We start from the raw sequence: 26,554 nt of genomic DNA, 5'->3' as shown, positions 1-26,554 counted from the left end.
GCCCTAAGGTCTCGAAAGTCTTGTTCTCATCAGCAGGGGAGCGAACCAGCTGACTGACTGAGTCAGCACGAAGACACCGAATACTGCAATCGGTGCCAATGGCTTCACACCTGCAAACACCAGTGCAAACAGCACTGCCGTCAAAATCAGTTTGCCTGCCTCGCCGGCATAAAAAGACCGGACGATGGACTGGGCTGCCCGGGCGCCGGAAAACCGAAATGCCCTGTGAGCGAAATAAACATTGGGCAGCAAGGCTATCAGGCCTCCGCAAAGTCCCGAGTACCCGGCAACGACTCCCCGCCATTGCCAGAGCGCCAAAGCAGCGATCAGCAAAACGACAAATTGAGCCATTAACACCGGAAAAACTGCCAGGCGATGGAAGGGCAAGCGGTTTGGCGTGCGGGTTTCCATCACTTTTGCTCTCCAATGGTCGGCTGCCAGAATTCAATAACTTGGCATAATTTGTGCCGACAAAATGCGCGCAGAGTATAGGGGCGGTTCAGCCCCTATTCAACTGTCAGGTAGTGATTTCCGACTGCGCGCTACATGAGGAAATGTTTCAGCGAATGTGTGCGAGCACACCCTGAAGTTCATCCAGGGAGTTGTAACCAATGACCAGTTGCCCTTTACCCTTCTTTCCATGGCGAATCTGCACCGCAGAGCCTAGGCGCTCGGCCAGGCGCTGTTCCAGGCGGGCAATATCCGGGTCCGGTTTTGGGGTTTCCACAGGCTCCGGTTTGCCACTCAACCACTGGCGAACCAGTGCTTCAGTCTGGCGCACGGTCAGTCCGCGTGCGACAACATGTCGCGCCCCTTCAACCTGTTGATTTTCCGGCAAACCGAGCAATGCACGAGCATGCCCCATTTCCAGGTCGCCATGGGAAAGCATGGTCTTGATGACTTCCGGCAGGGAAATCAGGCGCAGCAGGTTGGCCACGGTGACCCGGGACTTGCCCACGGCTTCGGCGACTTGTTGCTGGGTCAGCTGGAATTCCGTTTGCAGGCGCTGCAAGGCCACCGCTTCTTCGATCGGATTGAGGTCTTCGCGCTGGATGTTCTCGATCAGCGCGATGGCGATCGCGGTTTCATCCGGGACATCGCGCACCATCGCCGGAATGGTTTCCTTGCCAGCTTGCTGGCTGGCGCGCCAGCGGCGTTCACCGGCAATGATTTCGTAACGGCCGCTACCGATCGGCCGCACCACGATCGGCTGCATCACGCCCTGGGCCTTGATCGATTGCGCCAGCTCTTCGAGCGCCTGGGGATCCATGTCGCGACGCGGCTGGTACTTGCCGCGCTGCAGCAGGTCCAGCGGCAGGTGTTGCAGCTCGCGCGAATCGGCTTGCACCGCCTGTTCTTCCAGCGCACTGACACTCGGACCACTCAGCAGTGCATCCAGTCCACGTCCGAGACCTCGTTTCTTGACGGCCATGGGGATTCCTTAAGTTGCCTGAGCAGCGGCGATGCGTGAGTTTTTGCGTTGACGACGGACCATCTCGCCCGCCAGGGCCAGATAGGCCACGGCACCGCGCGATGATTTGTCGTACGCCAGCGCCGGCATGCCGTAGCTCGGCGCTTCGGCCAGGCGAATGTTGCGCGGAATGACCGTGTCGTACAGCTGGTCGCCGAAGTGTTCCTTGAGCTGGGCCGATACGTCGTTCATCAGGCTCAGGCGCGGGTCGTACATCGTGCGCAAAAGGCCTTCGACCTTGAGGTTCGGATTGAGCAGCTCGGCGATGCGCTTGATGTTATCCACAAGGTCGCTCAAGCCTTCGAGTGCGAAGTACTCGCACTGCATGGGGATAATCACCCCGTCGGCGGCAACCAGTGCGTTCAAGGTCAGCATCGACAGCGATGGCGGGCAGTCGATCAGAATGTAGTCGTAGTTTTCACGGATCGGCGCCAGCGCACTGCGCAGGCGGCTTTCCTTCATCTGCATTTCCAGCAGAACCACTTCGGCCGCGGTCAGGTCACGGTTGGCCGGCAACAGCTGGTAACCGCCGTGCTCGGAGAAATGCATGGCCTGGGCCAGGTCGCACTCCCCGATCAGCAGGTCATAGACCGAGTTTTCCAGGCCGTGTTTGTCCACACCGCTACCCATGGTGGCGTTGCCCTGTGGATCGAGATCGATCAGCAATACCCGACGCTTGGTCGCGACCAGGGATGCTGCGAGGTTGATACAGGTGGTGGTCTTGCCCACACCACCCTTTTGGTTCGCTATTGCGAATACCTTAGCCATTCTTGCTTGTGTTCCCAATCATGCCGTGCGGCGCAGTATCAGCAGATGGCGTTGGCCTTGGCAACCAGGTACGGCCAGGGCGTGTTCGCTATCGAGGTGGAAGTCTGTCGGCAATGCTACCAGCTCATCGGCGGGATGAACGCCCTTCATTGCCAGCCAGCGCGTATCGGTGTCACCAAGGTGGCGCGTCCAGTTGCTGAAGTTCTCCATGCTGCTGAAGGCCCGGGAAATGATCCCGTTGAAGGGCTGTGCAGGCTGGAACGCTTCGACGCGACTGTGGATAACTTGCAGGTTGTCCAGTTTCAGCTCGAGTTTGACCTGGGTCAGGAAGCGGGTCTTCTTGCCGTTGCTGTCCAGACAGGTCACTTGCGACTCGGGAAACAGGATGGCCAGGGGAATGCCCGGCATGCCGCCACCGCTGCCAACATCGAGCCAGCGACCGTTTTCGACGAACGACATCACGCTCAGGCTATCGAGCAAATGACGCGACACCATTTCATCGGGATCGCGCACGGCCGTGAGGTTGTAGGCCTTGTTCCATTTTATCAACAGGGCCAGATAACCCAGCAGTTGTGCCTGCTGGGTTTCGCTCAAAGCCACACCGAGCTCGCGAGCACCTGTGGATAACTCTTCTGCGTGTTGCGGGGTGACCAACGAACTCAAGCGCTTTGCTCCAACTGACGGCCCGCGCCGCGTTTTTTCAAATGAATCATCAACAGGGAAATGGCTGCCGGTGTCACGCCCGGGATACGTGATGCCTGACCCAATGTCTCTGGACGGGTCGCGCCGAGCTTGCTCTGGATCTCTTTGGAGAGACCGGAAATGTTCGTGTAATCGATATCCACAGGCAGTTTGGTGTCTTCGCTGGCCCGCAGACGCGCGATTTCATCCTGTTGACGATCGATGTAGCCGGCGTATTTGGTCTTGATTTCGACCTGTTCGGCCACCTGTGGATCTTCCGCGCCACCACCGGTGACGGCGATCAGACCAGCGTAGTCGATTTCCGGACGGCTCAGCAGATTGAGCAGGTTGTATTCGTGAGTCAGCGGCGTGCCGAATTTTTCCGCGATCGCATCGCCCTGCTCGGTGCCCGGGCGTACCCAGGTACTTTTCAGACGCTGCTCTTCCAGTTCGATGCTTTCGCGCTTTTTGCAGAACGCTGCCCAGCGCGCGTCATCGACCAGACCCAATTCGCGACCTTTTTCGGTCAAGCGCAGGTCGGCGTTGTCTTCGCGCAGGATCAGGCGGTATTCGGCACGGGATGTGAACATCCGGTACGGCTCCTGGGTGCCGAGGGTAATCAGGTCGTCAACCAGAACGCCGATGTAGGCTTCGTCGCGACGCGGACACCAGGCATCTTTGCCTTGAGCACGCAGCGCGGCGTTGGTTCCGGCCAGCAAACCCTGGGCGCCGGCTTCTTCGTAACCGGTGGTGCCGTTGATTTGCCCGGCAAAGAACAGGCCGCCGATGACTTTGGTTTCCAGGCTGTACTTCAGGTCACGCGGGTCGAAGTAGTCGTATTCGATGGCGTAGCCCGGGCGCACGATGTGTGCGTTTTCCATGCCGCGGATCGACTGCACGATCTGCAATTGCACGTCGAACGGCAAGGAAGTGGAAATTCCGTTCGGGTACAGCTCGTTGGTGGTCAAGCCTTCCGGTTCGATGAAAACCTGGTGGCTTTGCTTGTCGGCAAAACGATGGATCTTGTCTTCGATCGACGGGCAGTAACGCGGGCCGATGCCTTCGATTTCACCCGCAGCCGAATACATCGGCGAACGGTCGAGGTTCGCGGCAATGATTTCGTGAGTGCGCGCGTTGGTGTGGGTGATCCAGCAGCTGACCTGTCGTGGGTGCTGCTCCTTGGAGCCCATGAACGACATCACTGGAATCGGCGTATCGCCGGCCTGCTCGGTCATCACCGAGAAATCCACAGACCGGGCGTCGATACGCGGCGGCGTTCCGGTTTTCAGGCGACCGACCCGCAGCGGCAATTCACGAAGGCGTTGAGCCAGGGCGATCGACGGCGGATCACCCGCGCGCCCGCCGGAAAAGTTCTGCAAACCGATGTGGATAAGTCCACCGAGGAAGGTACCGGTGGTCAAAACCACGGAATCGGCCAGGAAACGCAGGCCCATTTGGGTGACAACGCCGCGCACTTGTTCCTGCTCGACGATCAGGTCGTCTGCAGCCTGTTGAAATATCCACAGGTTCGGCTGGTTTTCCAGGATTTCGCGGACAGCGGCCTTGTATAGAACCCGGTCGGCTTGCGCACGAGTCGCCCGTACGGCTGGGCCTTTGCGGCTGTTCAACACGCGAAACTGGATGCCGCCTTTATCGGTAGCAATGGCCATCGCGCCGCCCAGGGCGTCGATTTCCTTGACCAGATGACTTTTGCCGATCCCGCCAATGGCCGGGTTGCAACTCATGGCACCGAGGGTTTCCACGTTATGCGTCAGCAACAGGGTCTTGACTCCCATACGTGCTGAGGCCAGTGCTGCCTCGGTACCGGCATGACCGCCGCCGATGACGATCACTTCAAAACGGGAAGGGAAATCCACCACGCACCTCGTGCCTGCTTAAGTAGGTAATTCAGGAATAGTTTGAGCTCAGGTTTTTGGACCTGGTCGACAAGTATAGGGACTTCGCCCTTCCTAAAGAACCCTTTGCACAAAATTTAACCAGCTGTGGAGAAGTGGCGGTTATAGAAATTAAAAAGAGAGAAATTTATTAAATCTTTGTTTTTATGTTTATTTCTACTGACATGCCTTTCTGTGGATAGATTGTTACAGGCCTTTAAATTCAATGTGTACAGAGATTCAAAACCCTGTGGTCATGTGCCTATGAGGCCCTTGGATAACCGGTTTAAGCCTGTGGATGAATGGGGTGCTTATCCACAGGGGTGGTTATCTTCAGTTTTGAGGCCCTGTTATCAACTGGCCTTAGCTGCGGTTATTCACAGGGCTTAATCCACAGGAAAACGTGGATCAGTCAGATCCTGGGCACAGAAAATCCGCTCAAGCAGGGGGAAATCTGCTCGGCACTGGACGAAATCAAGAGAAAGGAAGAAACAGACAGGCTTAAAAGCAGACCCTTGTAGGAGCGAGCTCGCTCGCGATGGAGCTAAGGGCGACACGTTTAACCAGCAATACACGCGTCATCGTTAACGTCCATCGCGAGCAAGCTTGCTCCTACTTACCGATGCAGAAGCTGGAGAAGATTCGACCCAACAGGTCATCGGAGCTGAACGCACCGGTGATTTCGCCCAGGGACTGCTGAGCTTGGCGCAAATCCTCGGCCAGCAACTCACCGGCACCCGCCAGGGTCAGCTGCGCGCGGCCATGCTCAAGGGACGCACTCGCATGACGCAATGCTTCCAGGTGGCGCCTGCGCGCACTGAAGCTGCTTTCCGAGGTTTGTTCATAGCCCATGCATGCCTTCAAGTGGTCGCGCAGCAGCTCAAGGCCAACCCCTGCAGACTTGGCGCTGAGGCTGATGGTGACGTGCCCGTCATCGCTGACTTCCAGGGCCATGGCTTCACCGGTGAGGTCGGCCTTGTTACGGATCAGCGTGACTTTCGCCGGATCAGGACGGGTTTCGAGGAACTCAGGCCATAGCGCAAAAGGATCGAGGGCTTCCGGCGCGGTCGCATCGACCACCAGCAGGACCCGATCGGCCTCGCCAATGGCTTTCAACGCCCGCTCCACACCAATCTTTTCCACATGGTCATCGGTATCGCGCAGCCCGGCGGTATCCACCACATGCAGGGGCATGCCATCGATGTGGATATGTTCGCGCAGGACGTCCCGCGTGGTGCCGGCGATCTCGGTGACGATGGCCGCTTCGCGACCGGCCAGTGCATTGAGCAGGCTGGATTTTCCAGCATTCGGACGACCGGCGATGACCACCGTCATGCCATCGCGCAGCAAGGCACCCTGCCCGGCTTCGCGCATGACGGTGGATAACTCGTCGCGAACTTTGTCGAGCATGCTCAATACGTGGCCATCGGCCAGGAAGTCGATTTCTTCCTCCGGAAAGTCGATCGCCGCTTCGACATAAATCCGCAGGCCGATCAGTTGTTCCGTGAGGTTATGCACACGCGCCGAAAAGGCGCCTTGCAAGGAGCGCAATGCGTTGCGAGCTGCTTGTGCAGAACTGGCTTCGATCAGGTCGGCGATGGCTTCGGCCTGGGCCAGGTCGAGCTTGTCGTTCAAAAATGCCCGTTCACTGAATTCACCCGGCCGGGCCAGGCGGCAACCCAGTTCAAGGCAGCGCTGCAGCAGCATATCCAGGACGACCGGGCCACCGTGCCCCTGTAATTCCAGTACATCTTCGCCGGTGAACGAGTTCGGTCCGGGAAAATACAGCGCGATGCCCTGATCGAGCACCTCGTCCTTATCACCCAGGAACGGACCGTAGTGAGCGAACCGCGGCTTGAGTTCACGACCGCTGAAGGCCTTGGCCGCAATGCTGGCCAAAGGCCCGGAAATACGCACGATGCCGACACCGCCACGACCCTGGGCTGTGGCGACGGCGGCAATGGTTTCACGAGGAGCGCTCATAAACCGGTATCCAGACAAAAGTGACAGATAGCAAAACGCCCCACTAGGGGGCGTTTTGAGTGGTTACCCACAGTGTAAGTCAGGCAGTCGCTTTGGCAGCTGCTTCGATCTTACGAGTGATGTACCACTGTTGGGCGATCGACAGGCAGTTGTTCACTACCCAGTACAGCACCAGACCAGCCGGGAACCACAGGAAGAAGAAGGTGAAGATGATTGGCATCAGCTTCATCACCTTGGCCTGCATCGGATCCGGTGGAGTCGGGTTCAACTGCTGCTGGATGAACATGGTTGCACCCATGATGATCGGCAGGATGAAGAAAGGATCCTTGATCGACAGGTCGGTTATCCACAGCATGAACGGCGCTTGGCGCATTTCAACGCTTTCCAGCAGAACCCAGTACAACGAAAGGAATACCGGCATCTGCACGAGGATTGGCAAGCAACCACCCAGCGGATTGATCTTCTCTTTCTTGTACAGCTCCATCATGGCTTGCGACATTTTCTGCCGGTCATCGCCATGTTGCTCTTTCAGCGCAGCCAGTTTCGGAGCCACTGCACGCATGCGCGCCATGGATTTGTAGCTGGCGGCCGACAACGGGAAGAAGATCCCCTTGATCAGCATGGTCAGGAAGATAATCGACCAGCCCCAGTTACCCACAATGGCGTGGATGTGTTGCAGCAACCAGAAGATCGGTTGAGCGATGAACCACAGGATGCCGTAGTCGACAGTCAGTTCCAGACCTGGGGACAACTCTTTGAGCACAGCCTGGCTTTTCGGACCGGCGTACAGAGTAGCGCTGGTTTCAGCCTTGGCACCCGGAGCAACGGTCAACGAAGGACCGGTGTAACCGATGATGTAGTTGCCTTTGCTGTCTTTACGGGTCTGGACGACGTTGTTTTCGCCCTTCGCCGGAATCCACGCGGTCACGAAGTAGTGTTGCAACCAGGCAACCCAACCGCCGGTAACGGTTTCTTTCAGCTGCGCCTTGTCCATGTCCTTCATGGACACTTTCTTGTACGGCTCCGAACTTGTCCACAGGGCGGCGCCCAGGTAAGTCGCGGTACCGGTGGCGGTGCTGGAAGACGGATCGGAGCTGGCGTCACGCTTCAATTGCGCAAACATTGCACCGGACCAGGGCTGTGCGCTCTGGTTGTCGATCAGGTAGGACACGGTTACGTCGTACAGTCCGCGTTTCAGAGTGAAACGCTTGATGTAGTTGACGCCGTCCTTGCTGAACTTCAGGTCCACGACCAATTGGTCCTGACCGTCAGCCAGCTGATAAACCTTCTTCTCTGCCGAGTAAATCGGACGACCGGCAGGACTTGCATCCGGGCCGTTGTTGCCAATCAGGCCACTTTGCGCCAGATAAGTCCGTTCGTTGCCGTTGTCGAACAGCTGGAATGGAATTTCCGGATGGTCTTGACGACGTGGATACAGCGGCAATTTCAGTTGGGCAACATCACCACCCTGTGGATCGATGGCCAGATCGAGCACATCCGTTTTGATCTGGATGAGGTCCGTGCTCGCCGCTACCGGAGTTTCGGCAGGTGCGCTGGTATCGTTTGCGGCGTGCGGAATGTCGTCACTGACGGACGCTTTATTGCCAGTGGCCGTATCCGGGAGGCCCGGTGCGGTCGTACTGGAAGCAACATTCTGAGTCGGCAAGGCAGCCTGGCCATAGTCCTGGTTCCATTTAAGAACCATAACGTAGGACACGATTGCCAGGGCGACGATCAGGATCGTGCGTTTGATATCCATGATTACTCGGCCATCGAAGAAGAACGGGAGGTAGGGATAGATGGAACCGGGTCATAACCACCGGGATTCCACGGATGACAGCGACCTAAACGACGAAAGGTCAGCCAGCCACCGCGAAGAAGGCCATGATTTTCAATGGCTTCTAACGCGTAGCAGGAACAACTGGGGTAGAAACGACAGTGACTGGCCATCAGGGGACTAATGGCGTAGCGATAAAACTGGATCGGAACGAGTGCCAGTTTACGCATCGGGACTGTCTACCCCTACAGTTTCGGTTTTGACTGCTGGTACTGGCGTGCTGCGTGCCAGACGCTTCCAGAGTTTGCCGAAATGCTGAATCAATTCGGGGTTTTCTACGTCACCCAAACCTTTGCGCGCGACGATAACGATGTCCCAGCCTGCCAGTAAATCCTGGTTCAGGCGAAACGATTCGCGCATCAGACGTTTGAGGCGATTGCGCTCGACGGAGAGCTTTACGCTCTTTTTCCCGATAACCAGCCCGAGACGGGGGTGATCAAGATCGTTTTTGCGCGCAAGGAGCAGGAGATTTTTCCCCGGAACCTTGCCGGTAGGGGAGTCAAAGACCGCCTTGAAATGCCGGGGGGTAAGCAGACGCTTTTCCCGACTGAAGTCCTGACTCACCTCCAGTGCCGGATTATCAAACTGCCAGACGCGCACGACCTTTGGCGCGACGACGCGACAGGACGGCACGACCGTTCTTGGTAGCCATGCGAGCACGGAAACCGTGGGTACGAGCGCGTTTGATAGTGCTTGGTTGGAAAGTACGTTTCATTGTCGTGTTACCTGGTTCGTCCACAACGGGCCGGAATGGCCCCCGTTTTAAGAGACCGGGGATTCTAGAGAAAGCAAGCCTCTAGGTCAATTTCCAACCAACGTTTCCTTATAAATAGATCTCCGGAGGTTTTGCCTGGTCAGGATCCTCAGGCAAATATAAAAATAAGAAAGGAAAGTATTTAAAGCTTTTCTGTAAAGCTTATAAAAGCTTAGGGCGCGGGTATCTGTGGATAAGTGCCTAGAGCCCTTGTTTCATCGCATGTACAGCGAATGACAACTACAGTGGAAAACGGTGTTCAGGCTGTGCTGCGCGGTCGGATAACCTGTGTGTGGAAAGCGCTGTTATCCACAGGCAGGTTATCCACCGAGTTTCGCCCCCACTTGTGCAATGAGCTTAGAGGTGGTTATCCACAGGGCTTATGCACAGACCATTGGTCGTCTTTTTTGCGTATAAAACGCTGATTGTTCTCGGTTCATGACCCACCTACGTGTGGATAAGTCGGCGTCTGGCCGTTACAATGGCCGCTTGTTTTTGCCTCACCGGCTTTCAACTTAGGGGATATCCGTGTCAGTGGAACTTTGGCAGCAGTGCGTGGAGCTTTTGCGCGATGAGCTGCCTGCCCAACAATTCAACACTTGGATCCGTCCACTACAGGTCGAAGCCGAAGGCGACGAGTTGCGTGTCTATGCACCCAATCGTTTTGTCCTGGACTGGGTCAACGAGAAATACCTGAGCCGCGTGCTGGAATTGCTCGACGAGCACGGCAACGGCATGGCGCCTGCGCTTTCCTTATTAATAGGCAGCAAACGCAGCTCAGCTCCGCGTGCTGCACCGAATGCGCCGCTGGCTGCCGCCGCGGCGTCCCAGGTTCAGGCGGCTGCAGCTGCTGCCGCGCCTGCGGCCCCCGCCCCATCACCGGCCAAGCGTGCGACGCAAAAAACCGCTGAAGTGGCTGAGCAAGAGCCTTCTCGTGACAGCTTCGACCCAATGGCCGGCGCCAGTTCGCAACAGGCACCGGTGCGCGCCGAGCAACGCACTGTTCAGGTTGAAGGCGCCCTCAAGCACACCAGCTACCTGAACCGCACCTTTACCTTCGAAAACTTCGTTGAGGGCAAGTCCAACCAACTGGCCCGGGCTGCGGCCTGGCAAGTGGCGGACAACCCCAAGCACGGATACAACCCGCTCTTCCTTTATGGTGGTGTAGGTCTGGGTAAAACCCACTTGATGCATGCTGTGGGTAACCACCTATTAAAGAAGAACCCGAATGCCAAGGTCGTGTACCTGCATTCCGAGCGCTTCGTGGCCGACATGGTCAAGGCGCTGCAACTGAACGCGATCAACGAATTCAAGCGCTTCTACCGTTCGGTGGATGCATTGCTGATCGACGATATTCAGTTTTTCGCTCGCAAAGAGCGCTCCCAGGAAGAGTTTTTCCACACCTTCAACGCCCTGCTTGAAGGTGGCCAGCAGGTCATTCTCACCAGTGACCGCTATCCGAAAGAAATCGAAGGCCTTGAAGAACGACTGAAGTCCCGCTTCGGCTGGGGCCTCACGGTGGCCGTAGAGCCGCCGGAACTGGAAACCCGTGTCGCGATCCTGATGAAGAAGGCCGACCAGGCCAAGGTCGAACTGCCACACGATGCCGCGTTCTTCATTGCCCAACGCATTCGCTCCAACGTCCGTGAACTGGAAGGTGCGCTCAAGCGCGTCATCGCCCATTCGCACTTCATGGGGCGCGATATCACCATCGAGTTGATTCGCGAGTCCCTGAAGGACCTGTTGGCGCTGCAAGACAAACTGGTCTCTGTGGATAACATTCAGCGCACGGTCGCCGAGTACTACAAGATCAAGATCTCCGATTTGTTGTCCAAACGTCGTTCGCGTTCGGTTGCCCGTCCACGTCAGGTCGCCATGGCGTTGTCCAAGGAACTCACCAACCACAGCCTGCCGGAAATCGGTGATGTGTTTGGTGGGCGTGACCACACGACTGTTTTGCACGCCTGCCGCAAGATCAACGAACTTAAGGAATCCGACGCGGACATCCGCGAGGACTACAAGAACCTGCTGCGTACACTGACCACTTGATGAACACCAGCGCAGCTTTTAAGGCAAGGGACTAGACCATGCATTTCACCATTCAACGCGAAGCCCTGTTGAAACCCCTGCAACTGGTCGCAGGCGTCGTCGAGCGCCGACAGACCTTGCCGGTTCTCTCCAACGTGCTGCTGGTTGTCGAAGGCCAGCAGTTGTCGCTGACCGGTACCGACCTGGAAGTCGAGCTGGTCGGTCGCGTGCAACTCGAAGAGCCTGCTGAAACAGGTTCCATCACCGTGCCTGCACGTAAACTGATGGACATCTGCAAAAGCCTGCCGAACGACGCGCTGATCGATATCAAGGTCGATGAACAGAAGCTGGTGGTGAAGGCTGGCCGTAGCCGCTTCACCCTCTCGACCTTGCCGGCCAACGATTTCCCCACCGTGGAAGAAGGCCCGGGCTCGCTGACCTGCAGTCTCGAACAGAGCAAGCTGCGTCGCCTGATAGAGCGCACCAGTTTCGCCATGGCCCAGCAGGACGTGCGTTACTACCTCAACGGCATGCTGCTGGAAGTCTCGGCGGGCGTCATTCGTGCCGTGGCCACCGACGGCCACCGTCTGGCAATGTGCTCGATGCAGGCTGATATCGGCCAGCCGGATCGCCACCAGGTCATCGTGCCGCGCAAGGGTATCCTTGAAATGGCGCGTTTGCTGACCGAGCCAGACGGCATCGTCACTATCGTCCTGGGCCAGCACCACATTCGCGCGACCACCGGTGAGTTCACCTTCACCTCGAAACTGGTCGACGGCAAATTCCCGGACTACGAGCGCGTTCTGCCAAAAGGCGGCGACAAGCTGGTGCTCGGTGATCGTCAGGCGTTGCGTGAGGCTTTCAGCCGTACGGCGATTCTGTCCAACGAAAAGTACCGCGGCATCCGTCTGCAACTGGCTCCTGGCCAGCTGAAGATCCAGGCGAACAACCCGGAGCAGGAGGAAGCGGAAGAAGAGGTTGGCGTTGAGTACAACGGCGGCTCCCTGGAAATCGGCTTCAACGTCAGCTACTTGCTCGACGTACTGGGCGTGATGACCACAGAGCAGGTGCGACTCATCCTGTCCGACTCCAACAGCAGTGCGCTGGTGCAAGAGTCCGACAACGACGACTCGGCCTACGTCGTCATGCCGATGCGTCTGTAATCATGTTCAGCAGAAGCTAGATGTCCCTCAGTCGCGTCTCGGTCACCGCGGTGCGCAATCTGCACCCGGTGACCTTCTCCCCCTCCCCCCGAATCAATATTCTTTACGGCGCCAACGGCAGCGGCAAAACCAGTGTCCTGGAAGCCATTCACCTGCTGGGGCTTGCGCGTTCGTTTCGTAGCACCCGGTTGTTGCCCGTTATTCAATACGAGCAATTGGCGTGCACGGTATTTGGCCAGGTCGAGTTGGCTGAAGGCGGACACAGCGCCCTTGGCATCTCCCGGGATCGCCAGGGGGAGTTTCAGATCCGCATCGACGGACAAAACGCGCGCAGTGCCGCACAACTGGCCGAGATTCTGCCGCTGCAGTTGATCAACCCGGACAGCTTCCGCTTGCTGGAAGGTGCGCCGAAGATTCGCCGTCAGTTCCTCGACTGGGGCGTGTTCCACGTGGAACCCCGATTCATGTCCACCTGGCAACGCCTGCAGAAGGCCCTGCGCCAGAGAAACTCTTGGCTGCGGCATGGTACACTTGACGCCGTTTCGCAAGCGGTTTGGGACAGGGAACTGTGCCAGGCCAGCGCTGAAATCGATGAATACCGCCGCGCTTACATCAAAGCCTTGAAGCCAGTCTTTGAACAAACCTTGAGCGAACTGGTTGAGCTCGAAGGTTTGACGCTCAGCTATTACCGAGGCTGGGACAAGGACCGGGAATTGAGCGCCGTACTTGCCGGGTCCCTGCAACGGGATCAGCAAATGGGTCATACCCAGGCCGGACCGCAACGGGCTGATTTGCGTCTTAGATTGGGCGCACACAACGCCGCGGACATTTTGTCCCGGGGTCAGCAAAAGCTTGTGGTCTGTGCATTGCGGATTGCCCAAGGGCACCTGGTGAGCCAGGCCCGACGCGGTCAGTGTATTTATCTGGTGGATGACTTGCCGTCCGAACTGGACGAGCAGCACCGCCGTGCGCTTTGCCGCTTGCTGGAAGACTTACGCTGCCAGGTGTTCATCACCTGTGTAGACCACGAATTATTGAGGGAAGGCTGGCAGACGGAAACGCCAGTCGCCCTGTTCCACGTGGAACAGGGCCGTATCACCCAGACCCACGACCATCGGGAGTGAAGGCATTGAGCGAAGAAAATACGTACGACTCAACGAGCATTAAAGTGCTGAAAGGCCTGGATGCCGTACGCAAACGTCCCGGTATGTACATTGGTGACACCGACGATGGCAGCGGTCTGCACCACATGGTGTTCGAGGTGGTCGATAACTCGATCGACGAAGCGCTCGCCGGCCACTGCGACGACATCAGCATCATCATCCACCCGGACGAATCCATCACCGTTAAAGACAACGGTCGTGGCATCCCGGTAGACGTGCACAAAGAAGAAGGCGTTTCGGCAGCCGAGGTCATCATGACCGTGCTGCACGCCGGCGGTAAGTTCGATGACAACTCCTACAAGGTATCCGGCGGCCTGCACGGCGTAGGCGTGTCGGTAGTGAACGCACTGTCTGAAGAGCTTGTTCTGACGGTGCGCCGTAGTGGCAAGATCTGGGAACAGACCTACGTACACGGTGTTCCTCAGGAACCGATGAAGATCGTTGGCGACAGCGAAACCACGGGTACCCAGATCCACTTCAAGGCTTCCAGCGAAACCTTCAAGAATATCCACTTCAGCTGGGACATCCTGGCCAAGCGGATTCGTGAATTGTCCTTCCTCAACTCCGGTGTCGGCATCGTCCTCAAGGATGAGCGCAGCGGCAAGGAAGAGCTGTTCAAGTACGAAGGCGGCCTGCGTGCGTTCGTTGAATACCTGAACACCAACAAGACCCCGGTCAACCAGGTGTTCCACTTCAACATCCAGCGTGAAGACGGCATCGGCGTGGAAATCGCCCTGCAGTGGAACGACAGCTTCAACGAGAACCTGTTGTGCTTCACCAACAACATTCCGCAGCGCGACGGCGGTACCCACCTGGTGGGCTTCCGTTCGGCCCTTACGCGTAACCTCAACACCTATATCGAAGCTGAAGGCCTGGCGAAGAAGCACAAAGTCGCCACCACTGGTGACGATGCCCGTGAAGGCCTGACCGCGATCATTTCGGTGAAGGTGCCGGATCCGAAGTTCAGCTCCCAGACCAAGGACAAGCTGGTCTCTTCCGAAGTGAAGACCGCGGTCGAACAGGAAATGGGCAAATACTTCTCCGACTTCCTGCTGGAAAACCCGAACGAAGCCAAGCTGGTCGTCGGCAAGATGATCGACGCGGCACGTGCCCGTGAAGCCGCGCGCAAGGCCCGTGAGATGACCCGTCGTAAAGGCGCGCTGGACATCGCTGGCCTGCCGGGCAAACTGGCTGACTGCCAGGAAAAGGACCCTGCCCTCTCCGAACTGTACTTGGTGGAAGGTGACTCCGCGGGCGGCTCTGCCAAGCAGGGACGTAACCGCAAGACCCAGGCGATTCTCCCGCTCAAGGGTAAAATCCTGAACGTCGAGAAGGCACGGTTCGACAAGATGATCTCTTCCCAGGAAGTGGGCACCTTGATCACCGCGCTGGGCTGCGGCATCGGTCGCGAAGAGTACAACATCGACAAGTTGCGTTATCACAACATCATCATCATGACCGATGCTGACGTCGACGGTTCGCACATTCGTACCCTGCTGCTGACCTTCTTCTTCCGTCAGCTGCCGGAGCTGATCGAGCGTGGCTACATCTACATCGCCCAGCCGCCGCTGTACAAGGTGAAGAAAGGCAAGCAAGAGCAATACATCAAAGACGACGACGCCATGGAAGAGTACATGACGCAGTCGGCCCTGGAAGATGCGAGCCTGCACCTGAACGAAGAGGCACCAGGTATCTCTGGCGAAGCCCTTGAGCGTCTGGTGAATGACTTCCGCCTGGTGATGAAGACCCTCAAGCGTCTGTCGCGCCTGTACCCACAGGAACTGACCGAGCACTTCATCTACCTGCCGGCCGTCAGCCTGGAGCAACTGTCCGATCACGCTGCGATGCAGGATTGGCTGGCCCAGTACGAAGTGCGCCTGCGCACCGTCGAGAAGTCCGGCCTGGTCTACAAGGCCAGCCTGCGCGAAGACCGTGAACGTAATGTCTGGCTGCCAGAGGTCGAACTGATCTCCCACGGCCTGTCGAACTACGTCACCTTCAACCGTGACTTCTTCGGCAGCAACGACTACAAGACCGTCGTGTCCCTGGGCGCCCAGCTGAGCACCCTGCTGGACGAGGGCGCGTACATCCAGCGCGGCGAGCGCAAGAAAGCGGTCACCGAGTTCAAGGAAGCCCTGGACTGGTTGATGGCGGAAAGCACCAAGCGCCACACCATCCAGCGATACAAAGGTCTGGGTGAAATGAACCCGGATCAGCTGTGGGAAACCACCATGGATCCGAGCGTTCGCCGGATGCTGAAAGTGACCATCGAAGACGCCATTGGCGCGGACCAGATCTTCAACACCCTGATGGGTGATGCGGTCGAACCTCGTCGTGACTTCATCGAAAGCAATGCCCTGGCGGTTTCCAACCTGGACTTCTGATCCCGGTTAACCCGCTGGACCAAAAAGGCCAACGCTTGCGTTGGCCTTTTTTGTGTCCAGTGAAACACCCACATTACAGGCATAAAAAAACCGGCTATATCAGCCGGTTTTTTTGCGCCCGAAAAAAACTTATGCACGTTTTTTGGTTTTTTAAGCGCTTAAGAAATATCTATATAAATCATTAAGTTAGGAGACGATTTCGACGCTTTTCTCACAAACGGTACACAGCTTATCCACAGAAGCTCAGACAACCACCTGATCGTTGGTAACCGGCGCCTGCGGAGCCGGTGGCAGAGAGCCCATTTCACGCTGCATCTGCTCGTTCCAAGCCTGGACTCGGTCGTTCAATTCGGCGATAGCGCGTGGTCCGCTACCTTCGGCATACATCGGTGCACCGATGATCACGGTGATGACACCCTGCTTCTTCCTCCAACCGGTTTTTGGCCAGAACTTGCCAGCGTTATGCGCAATCGGCAGCACCGGCAGCTCGGCATTCACTGCCAGCGCAGTACCGCCGCGGGAGAATTTGCCGATGGTGCCGTAGGGAACGCGGGTGCCTTCGGGGAAAATCAGCACCCAGACGTTGTCCTTTAGTAACTCATCGCCTTTCTTGGCGACGTGCTTGAGTGCCGCTTTCGGGTTGTCCCGGTCGATGGCGATGGGACGCAGCATGGCCATGGCCCAACCGAAGAATGGCACGTACAGCAGTTCGCGCTTGAGCACCTGGCTCAATGGCGAGAAATAGGCCGAGAGAAAAAAGGTCTCCCAGGTGCTCTGGTGGTTCGACTGGATCACGCAGGGCTGTGCCGGCACGTTCTCGGCACCTTTCACTTCGTAGCGAATGCCCAGGAATACCTTGCTCAGCCACAAGGCGCAGCGGCACCAATAGACGTTGATGAAGCGATAACGCGCCTTGAATGGCAGAAAGGGCGCGATAAAAAAACTCAGGCTGCACCACAGCAGGGAGCTGGTGCCCAGCAGCAGGTAAAAGAGGAAGGTTCTGATGGCCTGCAGTATCGACATGGCGACGTTTACCGTAACGGTTCAAGCGCACTCCCGAACGTTCCTTGGTCAGGATTTCGAAAGAGCTCTAATTGTGGATAAGTTCTGCGGCAATCGCCGCCAGATCGTCGAAAATCAATGTGCCTACCGGAAGGGTCTTGCCCAAAGTCTTTTCGCCTTTCCCGGTCTTTACCAAAACTGGCTGAGAATCGACGGCTTTGGCGGCTTCCAGGTCACCGAGACTATCGCCGACGAACCATAGATTTGTCAGCGATACGTTGTAATGTGCGGCGATGCTTTTCAGCATCCCGGGTTTTGGCTTGCGGCAATCGCAGCCTTCGTCCGGCCCGTGCGGGCAGTAGACGATCAGCCCGACTTCCCCACCCTGCTCGGCCACCAGCGAGCGCAAGCGCTCGTGCATGGCGTCCAGGGTGGCGAGGTCGTAGTAGCCGCGAGCGATGCCCGACTGGTTGGTGGCGACCGCCACCGTCCAGCCGGCCTTGCTCAACTGCGCGATGGCTTCGATCGATCCGGGGAGTGGGATCCACTCCTCCACCGACTTGATGTAAGCGTCGGAGTCGTAATTGATCACCCCGTCCCGATCGAGAATCAGCAGTTTCAAACAGTCTTACCCCAGCAGCGAAATGTCGGCGACGCCGAGGAACAGCCCACGCAGGCGCGCCAGCAGTGCATAACGGTTAGCGCGGACATTGGCATCTTCCGCGTTGACCATCACCGCTTCGAAGAACGCGTCGACCGGCTCGCGCAAGGCGGCCAGGCGTGCCAGCGATTCGCTGTACTGACGTGCCGCCGCCATAGGCTGGACAGCCTGGTCAGCCTGCTGGATCGCCGAGTACAGGGAGAACTCGTTGGCATTGTCGAAATACTTGGCTTCGACCACGGTCGGCACCGAGCCTTCGACCTTGCTCAGCAAGTTCGATACGCGCTTGTTCACCGCCGCCAGGGCTGCGGCTTCCGGCAATTTGCGGAAGGCCTGTACCGCTTGTACGCGCTGGTCGAAGTCCAGGGCCGAGCCCGGGTTCAGTGCGCGCACCGACAGGTAGGTCGCCACGTCGACGCCTTCATCCTCATAACGCGCACGCAGGCGGTCGAAGATGAATTCCAGCACGGCGTCGTTGAGACCGACAGCCTTGACCTTGGTACCGAACGCATTCACGGCGAAGGCCACGGCGTCGTTCAGGTCCAGATCCAGTTGTTTCTCGATCAGGATACGCAGCACACCCAACGCAGCACGGCGCAGTGCGTACGGGTCTTTGCTGCCGGTCGGCAGCATGCCGATACCGAAGATTCCCACGAGGGTATCGAGCTTGTCGGCGATGGCCACGGCCGCACCGGTCAGGGTGGCTGGCAGTTCGGCACCGGCACCGCGCGGCATGTACTGCTCGTTCAGGGCCAGGGCGACGTCTTCTGGCTCGCCATCATTGAGGGCGTAGTAGTAACCGGCGACACCTTGCATCTCCGGGAACTCGCCGACCATTTCGGTCGCCAGGTCGCACTTGGACAGCAAGCCTGCGCGAGCGGCCCACGAAGCGTTGCCGCCAATGCGCGCAGCGATGTAGGCGGCGAGCTTGGAAACGCGTTCGGCCTTGTCGTAGACACTGCCGAGTTTTTCCTGGAACACCACGTTTTGCAGGCGCTGGTTGAAGTCTTCGAGCTTCTGCTTCTTGTCTTGCTTGAAGAAGAACTCGGCGTCGGTCAGGCGTGGGCGAACCACTTTCTCGTTACCGGCGATGATCTGCTGCGGGTCTTTGCTTTCGATGTTGGCCACGGTAATGAAACGTGGCAGCAACTTGCCTTCGGCATCCAGCAGGCAGAAGTACTTCTGGTTGTCCTGCATGGTGGTGATCAGTGCTTCTTGCGGCACGTCGAGGAAACGTTCCTCGAACGAGCACACCAGCGGTACCGGCCACTCGACCAGCGCGGTCACTTCGTCGAGCAGGGCTGGCGGAACGATCGCCGTGCCTTCCTGGCGAGTGGCCAGCTCTTCGGTGCGCTTGCTGATGATGTCGCGACGCTCGTTGGCGTCGGCCAGCACGTAGGCGGCACGCAGGTCGGCCAGGTAGCTGGACGGCGAACCGATGCGCACGTTTTCCGGGTGATGGAAGCGGTGACCACGGGAATCGCGGCCAGACTTCTGGGCGAGGATGGTGCAGTCGATGACCTGGTCACCGAACAGCATCACCAGCCATTGGGTCGGACGCACGAACTCTTCCTTGCGCGCACCCCAACGCATGCGTTTCGGGATCGGCAGGTCGTTCAGCGAGTCTTCGACGATGGTCGGCAGCAGGCTCGCGGTCGGCTTGCCGGCGATGCTCTGGCTGTAGCGCAGTTTCGGACCGCTCTGATCGATTTCGCTCAGGTCGACGCCGCACTTCTTGGCAAAGCCCAGTGCCGCTTGGGTCGGGTTGCCTTCAGCATCGAACGCGGCCTGACGTGGCGGGCCATCGAGGTTGATGCTGCGATCCGGCTGCTGTGTGGCCAGTGACGTGATCAGCACCGCCAGACGGCGCGGCGCGGCATAAACGGTTTTGGTCTCGTAGTTCAGGCCGGCAGCTTGCAGGCCCTTGTCGATACCGGCAAGAAACGCCTCGGCCAGGGTGTTCAGGGCCTTGGGTGGCAGTTCTTCAGTGCCCAGTTCAACCAGAAAATCCAGAGCACTCATTGTGCAGCCTCCAGCTTGGCCAGTACTTCGTCACGCAGGTCCGGGGTCGCCATCGGGAAGCCCAGCTTGGCGCGAGCCAGCAGGTAGGCTTGCGCAACGGAACGCGCCAGGGTGCGCACACGCAGGATGTATTGCTGACGCGCGGTCACGGAAATCGCCCGGCGCGCATCCAGCAGGTTGAAGGTATGGGATGCCTTCAACACCATTTCGTAGCTCGGCAACGGCAGCGGCTGGTCGAGTTCGATCAGGCGCTTGGCTTCGCTTTCGTAGAAATCGAACAGTTCGAACAGCTTCTCGACGTTGGCGTGTTCGAAGTTGTAGGTCGACTGCTCCACTTCGTTCTGGTGGAACACGTCGCCGTAGGTCACTTTGCCGAACGGACCGTCAGCCCAGACCAGGTCGTAGACCGAGTCCACGCCTTGCAGGTACATGGCCAGGCGCTCGAGGCCGTAAGTGATCTCGCCGGTCACCGGGTAGCACTCGATGCCGCCCGCTTGCTGGAAGTAGGTGAACTGGGTCACTTCCATGCCGTTGAGCCAGACTTCCCAGCCCAGACCCCAGGCGCCGAGGGTCGGCGATTCCCAGTTGTCTTCGACGAAGCGGATGTCGTGGACCAACGGGTCCAGGCCAACGTGCTTGAGGGAGCCCAGGTACAGCTCCTGGAAGTTGTCCGGGTTCGGCTTGAGCACCACCTGGAACTGGTAGTAGTGCTGCAGACGGTTCGGGTTTTCGCCGTAGCGGCCGTCAGTCGGGCGACGACTTGGCTGCACATAAGCGGCGTTCCAGGTTTCCGGGCCAATGGCGCGCAGGAATGTTGCAGTGTGGAAAGTGCCGGCGCCTACTTCCATATCGTAGGGCTGAAGTACCACACAACCTTGCTCGGCCCAGTATTGCTGGAGGGCGAGGATCAAGTCTTGGAAGGTACGCACGGCTGGCGTAGGCTGGCTCACGAAATTCACCTGTTTCTTGGGCTGCGATTTAAAGAGCGGGAGTATACCCGATTCGTTGCTGCGCACGCCCCCTGGAGCCTTATGCCACGCTGCTTTTGGTGTTCCGAAGATCCGCTGTACATGGCTTATCACGATCAGGAGTGGGGCACGCCGCTACGCGATGCGCAGGGACTGTTCGAGTTGCTTTTGCTCGAAGGGTTCCAGGCCGGCCTTTCCTGGATCACTGTGCTGCGCAAACGCGAGCACTATCGCCAGGTGCTGTACGGCTTTGACGTGCAGCGCGTGGCGCAGATGAGCGACACGGAAATCGATGAATTGATGCTCGACCCGGGCATCATCCGTAATCGCCTCAAGCTCAACGCGGCCCGGCGCAATGCCCAGGCCTGGATGGCGCTGGAGGACCCGGTGGGGTTTCTCTGGTCCTTTGTCGGCGGTGTGCCGAAGATCAATCATTTCAAGGACCGCTCCGAAGTGCCGGCCATCACGCCCGAGGCGGTGGAGATGAGCAAGGGCTTGAAAAAAGCCGGTTTCACCTTCGTTGGCCCGACCATTTGCTACGCGCTGATGCAGGCCTCGGGCATGGTCATGGACCACACCCGGGATTGCGATCGCTACGCGCTGCTGGCGAACGGCGGTTAGAATAGCCGCCTCGCGCACAGCACAAGATCAGGAGTGACCTGTGGATAAGTTGAAAGGCGCCTTGCTGGTAGGCGCTCTGCGGCTGTTTGCCCTGCTCCCGTGGCGGGCCGTTCAGGCCGTAGGCTCGGCGATAGGCTGGGTCATGTGGAAAACCCCGAACCGTTCCCGCGATGTGGTACGGATCAATCTGTCCAAGTGTTTTCCCGACATGGACCCCGCCGAGCGTGAGCGCCTGGTGGGCCAGAGCCTCAAAGACATCGGCAAGTCCCTGACCGAAAGCGCCTGCGCCTGGATCTGGCCGGCCCAGCGTTCCATCGACCTGGTCCGCGAAGTGGAAGGCCTCGATGTATTGAAGGACGCCCTCGCCTCCGGCAAGGGCGTGGTCGGCATCACCAGTCACCTGGGCAACTGGGAAGTGCTCAACCACTTTTATTGCAGCCAGTGCAAACCGATCATTTTCTATCGCCCGCCGAAATTGAAGGCGGTGGATGAATTGTTGCAAAAGCAACGGGTGCAACTGGGCAACAAGGTGGCCGCTTCCACCAAGGAAGGCATCCTCAGCGTCATCAAGGAAGTGCGCAAAGGTGGTGCGGTGGGTATTCCCGCCGACCCGGAACCGGCCGAATCCGCCGGGATCTTCGTGCCGTTTTTCGCCACCCAGGCGCTGACCAGCAAGTTTGTGCCGAACATGCTCGCCGGCGGCAAGGCGGTCGGCGTGTTCCTGCATGCCCTGCGGCTGCCGGACGGTTCAGGCTACAAAGTAATCCTGGAAGCCGCGCCCGAAGAGATGTACAGCACCGATACCGCCACCTCCTGCGCTGCCATGAGCAAGGTCGTCGAGCGTTACGTGGGGGCGTATCCGAGCCAGTACATGTGGAGCATGAAACGCTTCAAGAAGCGTCCACCGGGCGAAGAGCGCTGGTATTGAGTCGATTGGCATGATCTGTGGATAACTGTGAACTGTATGCCGAAGGCATTGGCTTGCGTTATCTCTGATCAGTGCGCCTGACGGTCGAGCTTTTTCAGAAACACCGTCATTTCCTTCTCGGCTTGCTTGTCGCCATGGGCGATGGCGGCCTCGATGCCTTGCTCCCAGGCCTGCCGTGCGGCTGCAAAGTCGGTCAGGGCCAGATGGGCCTTGCCGAGCAATTTCCAGGCTGCCGAATATTTCGGATCGAATTCGACGCAGCGCTGGAAATGCTCCGCCGCCTTGGCGTTCTCCCCCAGATCCAGATAACCCTTGCCCAGGCCGAAGCGCAGCAGCGAGTTATCCACACCCTTGGCGAGCATTTTTTCCAGGGATTCGAGCATGGTGGATTCCTTATCTTAGGGGTGTCAGGCGTTCATCCGGATTAGTGAGGCCGCCTTCGCGAGCAAGCCCGCTCCCACATTGGTTTTGTGTTCACCAAAGATCAAATGTGGGAGCGGGCTTGCTCGCGAAGAGGCCCTTGCTGGCAGCAAAAAACTCGGATCAGAAGAAGCTCAGCCCTACGTGGAACAGTTTCTCCACATCGCGAATATGCTTTTTATCCACAAGGAACAGGATCACATGGTCGCCCGCTGCGATCACGGTGTCATCGTGCGCGATAATGACCTCTTCATCGCGAATAATGGCGCCAATCGTAGTACCCGGCGGCAAGCCTATGTTTTCGATGGCCTTGCCGATCACCTTGCTCGATTTCGCATCGCCATGGGCAATGGCCTCGATGGCTTCCGCCGCGCCGCGGCGCAGTGAGTGCACGCTGACGATATCGCCGCGACGCACATGAGCCAGCAAGGTGCCGATGGTCGCCAGTTGCGGGCTGATGGCGATATCGATGTCACCGCCCTGGATCAGGTCGACGTAGGCCGGGTTGTTGATGATGGTCATCACCTTCTTCGCCCCCAGGCGCTTGGCCAGCAGCGAGGACATGATGTTGGCCTCGTCATCGTTGGTCAGGGCCAGGAAGATGTCCGCGTCGGCGATGTTCTCTTCCAGCAGCAGGTCACGGTCGGAGGCGCTGCCCTGCAATACCACCGTGCTGTCGAGGGTGTCCGAGAGATGACGGCAGCGCGCCGGGTTCATCTCGATGATCTTCACCTGGTAACGGCTTTCGATGGCCTCGGCCAGACGCTCGCCGATCTGCCCGCCACCGGCGATGACGATGCGCTTGTAGGTCTCGTCGAGACGGCGCATTTCACTCATGACCGCCCGAATGTTCGCCCGTGCGGCAATGAAAAACACTTCGTCGTCCGCTTCGATCACCGTATCGCCCTGGGGCAGGATCGGCCGGTCGCGACGGAAAATCGCCGCCACGCGGGTTTCGACGTTCGGCATGTGCTCGCGCAGCTGGCGCAGTTGCTGCCCCACCAGCGGCCCGCCGTAGTAGGCCCGCACCGCAACCAACTGCGCCTTGCCTTCGGCAAAGTCGATCACCTGCAGGGCGCCCGGATGCTGGATCAGGCGCTTGATGTAGTTAGTGACTACCTGCTCGGGGCTGATCAGCACATCCACCGGGATGGCTTCGTTGTCGAACAGTTCGGTGCGGGTCAGGTACGCCGCTTCACGGACGCGGGCGATCTTGGTCGGCGTGTGGAACAGGGTGTGGGCAACCTGGCAGGCCACCATGTTGGTTTCATCGCTGCTGGTCACGGCGACCAGCATGTCGGCGTCGTCGGCGCCAGCCTGGCGCAGGATGCTCGGCAGCGAACCGCGCCCTTGCACCGTGCGGATGTCCAGCCGGTCACCGAGGTCACGCAGGCGTTCGCCGTCGGTGTCGACCACGGTGATGTCATTCGCTTCGCTTGCCAGGTGCTCCGCCAGCGAACCGCCGACCTGCCCTGCTCCGAGGATGATGATTTTCATCCAGTCACTCCGTTGAATCCGTTTAACCGCGTGCGGCGGCGATCTTGATCAGCTTGGCGTAGTAGAACCCGTCGTGGCCGCCTTCCTGGGCCAGCAGTTGCCGCCCATGGGGCTGCCTGATCCCGGCCGTTGTGGCCAGGTCCAGTTCGCGGGCACCGGGTGTGCGAGCGAGGAAGGCCTCGATCACTTCGGTGTTTTCGGTCGGCAGCGTGGAACAGGTGGCGTAGAGCAGGATGCCGCCCACTTCCAGGGTATGCCACATGGCGTCGAGCAGCTCGCCTTGCAGCACTGCGAGCGCGACGATGTCATCGGGCTGGCGCGTCAGCTTGATGTCCGGGTGACGACGAATGACGCCGGTGGCCGAGCACGGGGCATCGAGGAGGATGCGCTGGAAAGGCTTGCCGTCCCACCAGGTGGCGGTGTCGCGGCCGTCGGCGGCGATCAGTTCGGCGCTCAGTTTCAGGCGTTCGAGGTTCTCGCGGACCCGTACCAGGCGCTTGGCTTCGAGGTCCACGGCGACGACGCCGGCCAGTTTCGGTTCGGCTTCAAGGATATGGCAGGTCTTGCCGCCCGGGGCGCAGCACGCATCGAGCACGCGCTGGCCCGGCGCCAGGTCGAGCAAGTCGGCGGCCAGTTGGGCCGCTTCGTCTTGCACGCTGATCCAGCCTTCGGCGAAGCCTGGCAGGCTGCGCACGTCGGCGGCTGCCTCGAGGATGATGCCGTCGCGGCTGTAGACGCAGGCACTGGCGGCAATGCCTGCTTCACTCAGCAGCCCGAGGTAGGCGTCACGGCTGTGATGGCGGCGGTTGACCCGCAGGATCATGGGCGGGTGCGCATTGTTCGCCGTGCAAATGGCTTCCCACTGCTCGGGCCAGAAGGCTTTGAGCGACTTTTGCAGCCAGCGCGGGTGAGCGGTACGCACCACCGGGTCGTGTTCCAGCTCGGCCAGCAGGGTTTCGCTTTCCCGCTGCGCGCGGCGCAGCACGGCATTGAGCAAGGCCTTGGCCCAGGGCTTTTTCAGCTTGTCGGCGCAACCCACGGTTTCGCCGATCGCGGCGTGTGGCGGGACGCGGGTGTAGAGCAGTTGGTACAGACCGACCAGCAACAGTGCCTCGACGTCGGCGTCGGCCGCCTTGAACGGCTTCTGCAGCAGCTTGGCCGCCAGCGCCGACAAACGCGGCTGCCAGCGAGCGGTGCCGAACGCCAGGTCCTGGGTGAAGCCGCGGTCACGGTCTTCGACCTTGTCCAGTTGCGTCGGCAGTGAACTGTTGAGCGAGGCTTTTCCGTTCAGGACAGCGGCGAGTGCCTTGGCGGCGGCCAGACGCGGGTTCATTGAGCGTCCACCGCTTGACCGAGGACGGTACCGATGGCGAATTTTTCACGACGGCTGTTGAACAGGTCGCTGAAGTTCAGCGCCTTGCCACCGGGCAATTGCAGGCGGGTCAGGCACAGGGCCTGCTCACCGCAGGCGACGATCAGCCCGTCCTTGCTGGCGCCGAGGATTTCACCCGCTGCGCCCTGCCCTTCGGCCAGGTTTGCCGCCAGCACCTTCAACGCTTCGCCGTTGAGTGTGCTGTGGGTGATCGGCCAAGGGTTGAAAGCGCGAACCAGACGCTCCAGCTCAACCGCTGGACGCGTCCAGTCGATGCGCGCCTCGTCCTTGTTCAACTTGTGTGCATAGGTGGCCAGGCTGTCGTCCTGCACTTCACCTTCGAGCGTACCGGCGGCGAGGCCGGCAATCGCCTGGACCACGGCAGGCGGACCCATTTCGGCCAGGCGGTCGTGCAGACTGCCGCCGGTGTCCTGGGCGCTGATCGGGGTGATGACCTTGAGCAGCATCGGCCCGGTGTCGAGGCCGGCTTCCATGCGCATCACGGTCACGCCGCTTTCGCTGTCACCGGCTTCGACGGCGCGCTGGATCGGCGCCGCACCGCGCCAGCGAGGCAACAAGGACGCGTGGCTGTTGATGCAGCCCAGGCGCGGAATATCCAGCACCACTTGCGGCAGGATCAGGCCGTAGGCAACCACCACCATCAAGTCCGGCTTCAGCGCGGCCAATTCGGCCTGGGCGTCTGCGTTACGCAGGGTCGGCGGTTGCAACACCGCAATGTTATTTTCAAGGGCAAGCTGCTTGACCGGGCTCGGCATCAGCTTTTGCCCGCGGCCCGCCGGACGATCCGGCTGGGTGTAGACCGCAACGATCTCGTAAGGGCTGTCGAGCAGGGCCTTGAGGTGTTCGGCGGCGAATTCCGGGGTGCCGGCAAAGACAATGCGCAGTGGCTCAGTCATGAAAGCTCTCGATTACAAA

The 26,554-nt window shown here is 59.1% G+C and carries 24 protein-coding genes; 6 read left to right on the top strand and 18 right to left on the bottom strand.

Going from position 1 to position 26,554, the window contains the following annotated elements:
* Nucleotides 1-3: 3 nt before the first annotated feature.
* The 10 genes from SOP95_RS13880 to rpmH all read right to left on the bottom strand — a co-directional run bounded on the left by SOP95_RS13880 (nucleotide 4) and on the right by rpmH (nucleotide 9,350).
* Nucleotides 4-411, bottom strand: a complete 408-nt coding sequence (locus tag SOP95_RS13880) for a F0F1 ATP synthase subunit I (RefSeq protein WP_007969901.1) — start codon at nucleotides 409-411, stop codon at nucleotides 4-6.
* A 148-nt stretch (nucleotides 412-559) separates the two neighbouring features.
* The gene (locus SOP95_RS13875; protein ID WP_323607372.1) at nucleotides 560-1,432 is read right to left on the bottom strand and encodes a ParB/RepB/Spo0J family partition protein; all 873 of its coding nucleotides are present in this window, start codon (nucleotides 1,430-1,432) and stop codon (nucleotides 560-562) included.
* Nucleotides 1,433-1,441: 9 nt separating this feature from the next.
* Nucleotides 1,442-2,239, bottom strand: coding sequence for a ParA family protein (locus tag SOP95_RS13870; protein WP_008064610.1), 798 nt, complete (start codon nucleotides 2,237-2,239; stop codon nucleotides 1,442-1,444).
* Between the two features lie 18 nt (nucleotides 2,240-2,257).
* Nucleotides 2,258-2,902, bottom strand: a complete 645-nt coding sequence (rsmG, locus tag SOP95_RS13865) for a 16S rRNA (guanine(527)-N(7))-methyltransferase RsmG (protein WP_274073780.1) — start codon at nucleotides 2,900-2,902, stop codon at nucleotides 2,258-2,260.
* Nucleotides 2,899-4,797 (bottom strand): tRNA uridine-5-carboxymethylaminomethyl(34) synthesis enzyme MnmG, encoded by a 1,899-nt coding sequence (gene mnmG / locus SOP95_RS13860; RefSeq protein ID WP_110748358.1) that lies wholly within the window; start codon nucleotides 4,795-4,797, stop codon nucleotides 2,899-2,901. Before mnmG ends, rsmG begins: the two co-directional genes overlap by 4 nt.
* A 630-nt stretch (nucleotides 4,798-5,427) precedes the next feature.
* The gene (gene mnmE, locus SOP95_RS13855; RefSeq protein ID WP_323607371.1) at nucleotides 5,428-6,798 is read right to left on the bottom strand and encodes a tRNA uridine-5-carboxymethylaminomethyl(34) synthesis GTPase MnmE; all 1,371 of its coding nucleotides are present in this window, start codon (nucleotides 6,796-6,798) and stop codon (nucleotides 5,428-5,430) included.
* A 79-nt stretch (nucleotides 6,799-6,877) separates the two neighbouring features.
* Nucleotides 6,878-8,557, bottom strand: coding sequence for a membrane protein insertase YidC (gene yidC, locus SOP95_RS13850; RefSeq protein WP_323607370.1), 1,680 nt, complete (start codon nucleotides 8,555-8,557; stop codon nucleotides 6,878-6,880).
* A gap of 2 nt (nucleotides 8,558-8,559) precedes the next feature.
* Complete coding sequence (yidD, locus tag SOP95_RS13845; RefSeq protein WP_080725322.1) at nucleotides 8,560-8,805, bottom strand: membrane protein insertion efficiency factor YidD; 246 nt, start codon at nucleotides 8,803-8,805, stop codon at nucleotides 8,560-8,562.
* Nucleotides 8,798-9,199: a ribonuclease P protein component gene (gene rnpA / locus SOP95_RS13840; protein WP_323607406.1), complete on the bottom strand. Its 402-nt coding sequence runs from the start codon at nucleotides 9,197-9,199 to the stop codon at nucleotides 8,798-8,800. The genes yidD and rnpA overlap by 8 nt, the downstream gene beginning before the upstream one ends.
* A gap of 16 nt (nucleotides 9,200-9,215) precedes the next feature.
* Nucleotides 9,216-9,350 carry a 50S ribosomal protein L34 gene (rpmH, locus tag SOP95_RS13835; RefSeq protein ID WP_003213577.1) on the bottom strand — a complete coding sequence of 45 codons (135 nt, stop codon included), beginning with the start codon at nucleotides 9,348-9,350 and terminating at the stop codon, nucleotides 9,216-9,218.
* 567 nt (nucleotides 9,351-9,917) lie between these two features.
* Here rpmH and dnaA point away from each other — a divergent pair.
* Genes dnaA through gyrB form a run of 4 tightly spaced genes read left to right on the top strand, consistent with a single transcriptional unit; the run spans nucleotide 9,918 to nucleotide 16,127 of the window.
* Entirely contained in the window at nucleotides 9,918-11,438 is a 1,521-nt protein-coding gene (gene dnaA / locus SOP95_RS13830; RefSeq protein WP_274073783.1) for a chromosomal replication initiator protein DnaA, read from the top strand.
* A 38-nt stretch (nucleotides 11,439-11,476) separates the two neighbouring features.
* On the top strand, nucleotides 11,477-12,580 hold the full coding sequence (dnaN, locus tag SOP95_RS13825) for a DNA polymerase III subunit beta (RefSeq protein WP_274073784.1): 1,104 nt from the start codon (nucleotides 11,477-11,479) through the stop codon (nucleotides 12,578-12,580).
* Nucleotides 12,581-12,600: 20 nt separating this feature from the next.
* Complete coding sequence (recF, locus tag SOP95_RS13820; protein ID WP_008064628.1) at nucleotides 12,601-13,704, top strand: DNA replication/repair protein RecF; 1,104 nt, start codon at nucleotides 12,601-12,603, stop codon at nucleotides 13,702-13,704.
* A 5-nt stretch (nucleotides 13,705-13,709) separates the two neighbouring features.
* Entirely contained in the window at nucleotides 13,710-16,127 is a 2,418-nt protein-coding gene (gene gyrB, locus SOP95_RS13815; protein WP_077185067.1) for a DNA topoisomerase (ATP-hydrolyzing) subunit B, read from the top strand.
* Between the two features lie 243 nt (nucleotides 16,128-16,370).
* Here the strand turns inward: gyrB and SOP95_RS13810 are convergent, their stop codons facing one another.
* From SOP95_RS13810 to glyQ, 4 genes are all read right to left on the bottom strand, one after another.
* On the bottom strand, nucleotides 16,371-17,150 hold the full coding sequence (locus SOP95_RS13810) for a lysophospholipid acyltransferase family protein (protein WP_274073785.1): 780 nt from the start codon (nucleotides 17,148-17,150) through the stop codon (nucleotides 16,371-16,373).
* A 67-nt stretch (nucleotides 17,151-17,217) separates the two neighbouring features.
* Entirely contained in the window at nucleotides 17,218-17,751 is a 534-nt protein-coding gene (gene gmhB / locus SOP95_RS13805; RefSeq protein WP_323607369.1) for a D-glycero-beta-D-manno-heptose 1,7-bisphosphate 7-phosphatase, read from the bottom strand.
* A gap of 6 nt (nucleotides 17,752-17,757) precedes the next feature.
* Entirely contained in the window at nucleotides 17,758-19,812 is a 2,055-nt protein-coding gene (gene glyS, locus SOP95_RS13800) for a glycine--tRNA ligase subunit beta (protein ID WP_323607368.1), read from the bottom strand.
* Complete coding sequence (gene glyQ, locus SOP95_RS13795) at nucleotides 19,809-20,762, bottom strand: glycine--tRNA ligase subunit alpha (protein ID WP_003213601.1); 954 nt, start codon at nucleotides 20,760-20,762, stop codon at nucleotides 19,809-19,811. Before glyQ ends, glyS begins: the two co-directional genes overlap by 4 nt.
* An 81-nt stretch (nucleotides 20,763-20,843) precedes the next feature.
* Between glyQ and tag the strand changes: the two genes are divergently transcribed.
* Together tag and SOP95_RS13785 are read left to right on the top strand one after the other, a co-directional pair.
* A complete protein-coding gene (gene tag, locus SOP95_RS13790) occupies nucleotides 20,844-21,401 on the top strand; it encodes a DNA-3-methyladenine glycosylase I (protein WP_274073788.1) in 558 nt (185 codons plus the stop codon).
* Nucleotides 21,402-21,441: 40 nt separating this feature from the next.
* The gene (locus SOP95_RS13785; RefSeq protein ID WP_274073789.1) at nucleotides 21,442-22,329 is read left to right on the top strand and encodes a lysophospholipid acyltransferase; all 888 of its coding nucleotides are present in this window, start codon (nucleotides 21,442-21,444) and stop codon (nucleotides 22,327-22,329) included.
* Nucleotides 22,330-22,397: 68 nt separating this feature from the next.
* On the opposite strand, the gene SOP95_RS13780 is transcribed toward SOP95_RS13785, so the two are convergent.
* The 4 genes from SOP95_RS13780 to fmt form a co-directional block, all read right to left on the bottom strand.
* Nucleotides 22,398-22,712, bottom strand: coding sequence for a tetratricopeptide repeat protein (locus SOP95_RS13780; protein ID WP_274073790.1), 315 nt, complete (start codon nucleotides 22,710-22,712; stop codon nucleotides 22,398-22,400).
* A 160-nt stretch (nucleotides 22,713-22,872) separates the two neighbouring features.
* Nucleotides 22,873-24,246 (bottom strand): Trk system potassium transporter TrkA, encoded by a 1,374-nt coding sequence (gene trkA, locus SOP95_RS13775; protein WP_046818627.1) that lies wholly within the window; start codon nucleotides 24,244-24,246, stop codon nucleotides 22,873-22,875.
* Between the two features lie 22 nt (nucleotides 24,247-24,268).
* Nucleotides 24,269-25,579 carry a 16S rRNA (cytosine(967)-C(5))-methyltransferase RsmB gene (gene rsmB, locus SOP95_RS13770; protein ID WP_323607367.1) on the bottom strand — a complete coding sequence of 437 codons (1,311 nt, stop codon included), beginning with the start codon at nucleotides 25,577-25,579 and terminating at the stop codon, nucleotides 24,269-24,271.
* On the bottom strand, nucleotides 25,576-26,535 hold the full coding sequence (fmt, locus tag SOP95_RS13765; protein ID WP_274073792.1) for a methionyl-tRNA formyltransferase: 960 nt from the start codon (nucleotides 26,533-26,535) through the stop codon (nucleotides 25,576-25,578). Before fmt ends, rsmB begins: the two co-directional genes overlap by 4 nt.
* Nucleotides 26,536-26,554 lie beyond the last annotated feature (19 nt).

This window comes from Pseudomonas sp. YuFO8, from assembly GCF_035065025.1.
Lineage (GTDB): Bacteria > Pseudomonadota > Gammaproteobacteria > Pseudomonadales > Pseudomonadaceae > Aquipseudomonas > Aquipseudomonas putida_AE.
Note: the sequence above shows the minus strand (reverse complement) of the source record. Positions and strands in the feature narration are given on the sequence as shown.

Bases quoted from the DNA above. Each gene is read 5' to 3' on its own strand.
- tag (WP_274073788.1), top strand. From the start codon at position 20,844: ATGCCACGCTGCTTTTGGTGTTCCGAAGATCCGCTGTACATGGCTTAT.
- SOP95_RS13870 (WP_008064610.1), bottom strand. From the start codon at position 2,239: ATGGCTAAGGTATTCGCAATAGCGAACCAAAAGGGTGGTGTGGGCAAG.
- rpmH (WP_003213577.1), bottom strand. From the start codon at position 9,350: ATGAAACGTACTTTCCAACCAAGCACTATCAAACGCGCTCGTACCCAC.
- SOP95_RS13875 (WP_323607372.1), bottom strand. From the start codon at position 1,432: ATGGCCGTCAAGAAACGAGGTCTCGGACGTGGACTGGATGCACTGCTG.
- recF (WP_008064628.1), top strand. From the start codon at position 12,601: ATGTCCCTCAGTCGCGTCTCGGTCACCGCGGTGCGCAATCTGCACCCG.
- mnmE (WP_323607371.1), bottom strand. From the start codon at position 6,798: ATGAGCGCTCCTCGTGAAACCATTGCCGCCGTCGCCACAGCCCAGGGT.
- trkA (WP_046818627.1), bottom strand. From the start codon at position 24,246: ATGAAAATCATCATCCTCGGAGCAGGGCAGGTCGGCGGTTCGCTGGCG.
- fmt (WP_274073792.1), bottom strand. From the start codon at position 26,535: ATGACTGAGCCACTGCGCATTGTCTTTGCCGGCACCCCGGAATTCGCC.
- SOP95_RS13880 (WP_007969901.1), bottom strand. From the start codon at position 411: ATGGAAACCCGCACGCCAAACCGCTTGCCCTTCCATCGCCTGGCAGTT.
- yidD (WP_080725322.1), bottom strand. From the start codon at position 8,805: ATGCGTAAACTGGCACTCGTTCCGATCCAGTTTTATCGCTACGCCATT.
- rsmB (WP_323607367.1), bottom strand. From the start codon at position 25,579: ATGAACCCGCGTCTGGCCGCCGCCAAGGCACTCGCCGCTGTCCTGAAC.
- dnaN (WP_274073784.1), top strand. From the start codon at position 11,477: ATGCATTTCACCATTCAACGCGAAGCCCTGTTGAAACCCCTGCAACTG.
- SOP95_RS13810 (WP_274073785.1), bottom strand. From the start codon at position 17,150: ATGTCGATACTGCAGGCCATCAGAACCTTCCTCTTTTACCTGCTGCTG.
- SOP95_RS13780 (WP_274073790.1), bottom strand. From the start codon at position 22,712: ATGCTCGAATCCCTGGAAAAAATGCTCGCCAAGGGTGTGGATAACTCG.
- yidC (WP_323607370.1), bottom strand. From the start codon at position 8,557: ATGGATATCAAACGCACGATCCTGATCGTCGCCCTGGCAATCGTGTCC.
- glyS (WP_323607368.1), bottom strand. From the start codon at position 19,812: ATGAGTGCTCTGGATTTTCTGGTTGAACTGGGCACTGAAGAACTGCCA.